Origin of the sequence: Endozoicomonas sp. YOMI1 (assembly GCF_024606345.1) — a bacterium.
In the GTDB taxonomy this organism is placed as follows: Bacteria; Pseudomonadota; Gammaproteobacteria; order Pseudomonadales; family Endozoicomonadaceae; genus Endozoicomonas.
On sequence record NZ_JAHHPM010000556.1, the window covers coordinates 1 to 5,840 of the forward strand.

Annotated in this window: 4 protein-coding genes; 1 reads left to right on the forward strand and 3 read right to left on the reverse strand. The window is 48.4% G+C overall.

Features of this window, described 5'->3' with window-relative positions; genetic code table 11:
* Positions 1-244 precede the first annotated feature (244 nt).
* Positions 245-1,117, reverse strand: coding sequence for an archaetidylserine decarboxylase (gene asd / locus KDK15_RS19625; protein ID WP_257297086.1), 873 nt, complete (start codon positions 1,115-1,117; stop codon positions 245-247).
* Between the two features lie 248 nt (positions 1,118-1,365).
* Complete coding sequence (locus tag KDK15_RS19630; RefSeq protein ID WP_257297087.1) at positions 1,366-2,202, reverse strand: sulfurtransferase; 837 nt, start codon at positions 2,200-2,202, stop codon at positions 1,366-1,368.
* 398 nt (positions 2,203-2,600) lie between these two features.
* Here KDK15_RS19630 and KDK15_RS19635 point away from each other — a divergent pair, with 398 nt between their 5' ends.
* Complete coding sequence (locus tag KDK15_RS19635; RefSeq protein ID WP_257297088.1) at positions 2,601-3,794, forward strand: ankyrin repeat domain-containing protein; 1,194 nt, start codon at positions 2,601-2,603, stop codon at positions 3,792-3,794.
* Between the two features lie 178 nt (positions 3,795-3,972).
* Here KDK15_RS19635 and KDK15_RS19640 read toward each other — a convergent pair whose 3' ends face one another.
* Positions 3,973-5,592, reverse strand: a complete 1,620-nt coding sequence (locus KDK15_RS19640) for a hypothetical protein (protein WP_257297089.1) — start codon at positions 5,590-5,592, stop codon at positions 3,973-3,975.
* Positions 5,593-5,840: the final 248 nt, after the last annotated feature.

Consider the following 5,840-nt stretch of genomic DNA (forward strand, 5'->3'; position numbering starts at 1 on the left):
TTCACGTACCGTTCTGCGAGGGGCTGGCGGGGAAGTTCCGCCGGTCTACTCTCCATAACTATTGTCGTTCACGGTGATGAAAAATATATTTGCACAATCAAAGACCCCGATTCTTCGGGCATAAACAGGTTGTTGCACATCCAGCAGGCTCCGATAAGCACTCCCATGCGGAGCATGGGAACGAGTCCATAATATTTACCAGAAGCGGTCAAGTGGTTTTTAACGTATCTCTACTTTGACTTAATCAGGAAGCATTTTTATCAACATTGACTTGGGCCAATGCCTCACCCATCTTGATCGACAGGCCAGGTTGCCAGTTTTCCAGCCACTCAATCTGGTTTTTACCAAAGAGCACAATCGCAGTGGAACCCAGTTTAAAGCGGCCCAGTTCATCACCACGACTTAATTCAACCGACTGGCTTGCTTCACCATAGGTAGTGGTAGCAACCTGCCCCCTTTGCGGTGTCACCAGACCGGCCCATACGGTCTCAATACTGGCAACATTGATTGCCCCAACCATGATGACCGCTATGGGACCATATTGTGTATCAAAGATACTGACCACCCGTTCGTTCCGGGCAAAGAGATTGGGGATGTTCTCAACAGTACCCTGGTTTACAGAGAAAAGGCGTCCTGGCACATGGACCATCTTATGCAGGGACCCGGCCGCAGGGATATGGACACGGTGGTAGTCTTTCGGGGAGAGGTAAATGGTGGCAAACTTTCCGCCCATAAACTCCTGCCCAAGCTCCAGATCACCACCGAGCAGTTCCACCAGACTGTAGTCATGGCCTTTGGCCTGAAATATTCTGCCATTCTTGATGTCCCCTATCTGACTGATGACACCATCGGCCGGGCTGACAATCATCTCCGGGTCTTCTGGTAAAGGACGGGCTCCAGACTTTAATGACCGGGTAAAGAAGTCATTGAAATGGAGGTACTCTTCAGCTTCTTCTCGTTTCGCTTCATTCATATTGACGTGGTAGTGATCAATAGCCCAGCGAATCAGGCCGTTTTTGAACCATGGAATCTGGCATTCCACAAAATAGTACACAGCCCTGGAGATCAGGTGATGGGGCAGTACATACTGAACAGCTGCAAACAGTTTCTCTTTCACGGTGATGGAATATCCTGTAGTTAAACTAGGTACCTGATAAGAGCCTGTCGTCTATTTGTAAGGGACCATGGCAGGCTCTGAAAGTTGTTCAAATAGCGCTCCGGGAGGCTGAGACAACTTCATCTGAAACATTGTCTGATCAACATCAAGACAATGATTCTCGAAAAACAGGAAAGTGGCAGCCATTGTAATTCATGGCATGACTGCCTGCACCTTCGGTGATTATTATCGATGATTGCTATGTTTGCTTATTGAGCAACCGGCGTATGTGGCAGATTGCCCCATTCAGACCATGAGCCGTCATAAGCTCTGACCGATTTAAAACCAAGGGCCTTGGCCACAAGATAAGTAAACCCTGAGCGGTGATGGGCCTGACAGTGGGTGATGATTTGTTGATCTCTTTTAATGCCAAGAGCATCAAGCTCTGCAACCAGCCCTTCTTTAATTCGATAGTTCTTTTCCGGGTCCATGGCTCGGGTCCATTCAAAATTAATGGCCCCGGGAATATGGCCGGCTTTCTGTGCCATGACCTTTTCTCCGCAGTATTCTTCCACAGAGCGTGCATCCCAGATGGTGAATTCCGGGCTCGCCAGTGACTCAAGGATGAAGTCGCAGCTGGCAATAACACGGTCATCAATAGTCAGGGAAACGTCCGTGCAAGCTCTCACGTTTGCCCTGGACTCTCTTGGATGGCCTTCTTTCAACCAGGCATGGATACCACCATTGAGATACGAGTATTTCCGGTGACCAATAACATCCAGCGTCCAGATAAAGCGCCCCGCCCAGCCACCGCCTTCATCATCGTAAACAATAAAGTGCTCTTCGCCGGTAAAGCCCAGCTCACTGAACAACGATTCCAGTTGGCTGAGCGCTGGAAGTTTGCCACGGGCCGGTTGCGTTCCTGCGACCAGCAGATGGGGTTGCACATGAATGGCCCCGGGAACATGAGCCTGCTGATACAGCTGGGGATTACCAAGATCAATAATAATCAGGCGCTCTTTTACTGACGCATTGTCTTCAGCAGTGAGTATGGATTCCAGCGCTTCTGGTTCCAGGATAAGTGGCAGCTTGTTATTGTCAGTCATATTACGTCCAGGACGGTAAATTCTGTATTCTTTTTTATGCGTTGAATATTAGTGGCCATTTTTGTGGTTTTCTTTATTGGTGGCTGTCAGAGAATAGACTACCCTACACAACAACTGCTTGCATCCATGCCGATAGGGTAACAGCCTCCTGGGCGGAATTTGCTGATCTATGAAATTTTTTCTGCTGTTGGTTGTCAATATGATTCAACAAATGAAATCATATTTTCTAACTGAATGGCCAGTCACTCTTTGGCGATACAACTTCACTCACATAACTACTGCCATGTTCCCTGCGTTGCGCCTTGCATAGTAAATGTCCAATCAACCGGAAATATTCGATTCCATTTGGCTAACTACTCAAAGTAACAGTTACCCAATCATTAATAGAGGTGCTAAAGTTGAATAGCGTCAGAAGCAATATTAGTGATCAGTCGTTTAAATGCATTATCTGCCAGGGTGATGAGGGCAACACCAGCGGGCAATTTCCCGGCAGGTTGCGGGTCAAACCTTCTTGTCAGAATGCCTGCCATATGCATCTTGATTGTCTTGCGACTGATCAGGCCCGGAGCAAACTGGATCAACGGGGTTGTTCCCAATGCCAACAGCAACTGGTGTTGCCACTGATCTGCCTGTCGGGTCCCATGCCCGGCAAGTCAGTACCTATGTATGCCCTTTGCTCTAAAGATATGCAAGCCTTCGAACAGAATCTGGCGATAAGTCGAGCTCATAATGTCAGCAAACATGAGTATGACCGTCAGTTGTTTTTCGCTTTAGAGGCTGGGAATGGCCCCGCTGTGGAAGAGCTGTGGCACGCCGGCGCGAACATTAACGCCACCAATGAGAATGGCCAAACGCCCCTTCACATAGCTGCCTTGAGGGGCGATATGTACTTCCTGGATCTACTTATTGACTACAGGGCGAATCTTGATGCCGTTAATGAGGACAAACTCACCCCCCTGCACCTGGCCACCTATGCAGGCAACATCAACTGCATGAAACGGCTCATCCAAAAGGGAGCGAATGTCAATGCTGTCGACCATAAGGGCCACACCCCCCTGCACTATACAGTCTTGGGAGGCAAGATTGATTGCCTGAAAGAGCTGCTCCGCAAAGAGGGAGTGCAGGTCAATGCCAAAAATAATAGAGGCGAAACTCTCCTGCACATTGCGGTCAATCTGGGCATGATTGATTGCCTGAAACAGCTGCTTCGCAAGGAGGGAGTGCAGGTCAATGCCACCAATAAGTTAGGCGAAACTCCCCTCCACTGTGCGGTCAACCAGGGCAAGATCGATATTCTGAAACTCCTGCTTACTCACGAGGCAGTGGATGTCAATGCCACCGATATGTCCGGCAGCACACCCTTGCACACGTTGTGCGGTTCCACGTCTCTGGATCCAATCTATGAAAAGAAAGTTCTTTTGCTGGAAAGCCTGACAGTGCTACTCAATCACAAGGCAGTGGATGTCAATATCACCAACCTTTGCGGCGAGACCCCCCTGGACCTGGCCTATAGGGGTAGCTACGACGAATGCGCAAAACTCCTGCTTGCCAAAGAGCAAGAGCAGGAGCAGCAGCAATGCCGTCTTATGTGAAGATTGACATCCCCCCCTGGGAGCCTATCTGTTAGAGGCTGTTTTAAAACTACTTAGCTCCCATCCAAAAACTGTAACCCTTGGGCCACATGGCCTACAGAGATTTGACCTACTATGAATTTATATGAAAATAACATCAACTGCGCTTGTTGTTGTCAGAGACTGAATGGTCATTTTTCTAGCCTGGTTTTAATTCCGGCATAAAATTGTGGAGCCCCTTTGCTCCCAGAAAATTGTTAATTTTGTTTTTTTGTGACTTTTTTAATCTGCAGATAAGCTGCGGATTGTCTGTCAGCAGTTTTTTCAGCAGATCCAGGTTGTCAGCATTGATAAGCTGATTGCAGTGTCTGGCAAATGTTATTGCCGAGCTGCTGCTGTCTGCCAATGCGCTCAGACGTTCCCCGGAATTTTTTTTGCCATTGCCAGCTTCTGATGTCTTAGCTGTCGATGGAGCTGCAGGTTTGTTGCAGGATAGGGCGGCGGTCTTTTTGTCTTTTTTTTGCTTCCGCTGTGTTTTGGTTGGGGATGGTCTTTGTTTTGCTTCGGCCAGATCATCAGCGGCTTTTGTACTGGCAAGCGCCTCAATGGTTTGCTTCAGGCGTGTTTTTTGCCGGGCAACGCTGCCTTCTATTATGTTGATTGGGCCGTTGTCAAGCTGGACTTTAGCCAGGGCCTGCTGGAATGGGTGTTCTTTGGGGATAATACGCTCCATGCTCTTGATGATGCCCATGGGGCGAATCTCTCCTTTTTTAGCCGTTATGACTCTCGGAACAATCAGTTTATCGTTTTGTCGCTGCCAGTAGCCGAGCTGCTCGAATAACCGGATAATCGCTGGCTCAGAGCCGCTTGGCAAAGGCAGTTGTTCACCCTGATAGTATTCACACAGGGAAAAAAGCAGGGTACTCAATAAGTTGCTAATGGCCTCTACGCCCTGAAAAACAACACTATGGATAATAGCGAAAGTGTCATCACCATGGCTGAGAGGATAGGAAGCCTGTTTAAGAATCAGTGGGATGCCGTCCGGATAGCTCATACCAATCTTGGCGTATAGTTCCCAGCTTTTCCGGTTCAGTTGCTCGAAGGTGAACTGAGCCGGTTCTTCCTGAGTGTGGCCATTCTCCCGTACATCATCACTACGTATCTGGGTAATACGTCGACATATCGCGTCCAGGTAACTTAGCCAGAAATGGTCCACCAGCTGATGATCCCTCTGGCTACTGTCGCCAGATGCGCTTTGGGAGGCTGCATTCTGGTCAGCCGGATTGGTACAGTGCTTTGACGACGACCTCAATGGCTGACAGTCAGTTGTGGATTTGCAGGGTTCTGATGCCAATCCCATACGCTTAAGCAATATCTCTCTGAAGTCCTCGACCAGTTTGCTGGTTTCCTCGAAACTGAGGTCTTTGGGGAAGCGGTGGCTTAGCGCAAGCCATTGCTGGCAAACATCACGCAGTTGTTCAGGAATCTGTTTTTTAACAGCAGGTGATGTTCCGGCCACGAACAGCCCGGCACAGGAAGCAGCCTCTGGAACAGCAATAACCTCAGGAACAGAAACTGGCTCAGGGGCAACTGTTTGAGGAACAGCAATTGTTTCAGAAACAGCAACTGTGAGTCGCTCGGGGAGCCGTGTTACCTCAAAAGTGTTTTGGGATTGACTCTCAGCCGATTCAGCCGATTCAGCCGATACCATGAGGGGCGTGTCCGCAGGGCTAATGCTGAATCTTTCGTCATGTTCCACCGGCTGCTTTTCCGGGGGCTTGATCCAGTAAAACCCACAATCTGATGTTAATAAGTTCATCACAAGTTGCCTGAAAATCGAACCATTATGTTACTTGTTATTAAAAGGTTGGATTCATTTTCATGCTTAAAGTTCAACGTAAACGTATCAAAACCATTGTACAAAGTGTCCTCAAAACCCAAAAACCAAACCCTGTGGCAGGTCTTGAATCTTGAATGTGTTCAAAAAATACCCAACGCCTGTAACTGCGTTTAAAGACAGTTGAAATAAAAAGCAACGAACGCAACAAGCCCTGCTAGACTTGGCCT

Bases quoted from the DNA above. Each gene is read 5' to 3' on its own strand.
- KDK15_RS19630 (WP_257297087.1), bottom strand. From the start codon at position 2,202: ATGACTGACAATAACAAGCTGCCACTTATCCTGGAACCAGAAGCGCTG.
- KDK15_RS19640 (WP_257297089.1), bottom strand. From the start codon at position 5,592: ATGAACTTATTAACATCAGATTGTGGGTTTTACTGGATCAAGCCCCCG.